This window comes from Rothia sp. SCPM-O-B-18226 (M350) (genome assembly GCF_058213595.1).
Genome location: NZ_JBYQJS010000018.1, coordinates 1 through 295, shown reverse-complemented (window position 1 = coordinate 295; position 295 = coordinate 1). Strand labels below are relative to the sequence as shown.

Here is a 295-nt window from a genome sequence, read left to right as displayed (position 1 = left end):
GGAATGGGCAACAATCTCTTTACTGGCAAAGTCGTAGACCGGAGCGAGATAGGCCTTACCAAAGGAGAGCTTGAACTCGGTGACGTCGGTACCCAACTTCTGCCAGGGGCCAGTCGCCGTGAAGTTGCGACCGATGATGTTGGCGAAGCTTTGCCCCGCCTCCCCCTTGTAGGAGTTGTACCTGTGGTAGGCCCTCTCACGGCGTATGCCGCAGCGTAGCCCCATCTGGCGCATCATCTTCAAGACCGTCTTATCAGCGATGCGCTCCCCTTCCTCAGCGCGCAGGCACATGGCG

The 295-nt window shown here is 59.0% G+C and carries 1 pseudogene; it reads right to left on the bottom strand.

Going from position 1 to position 295, the window contains the following annotated elements:
• Positions 1-295: pseudogene (locus AC3E6W_RS08735) on the bottom strand (hypothetical protein); the annotation flags it as partial.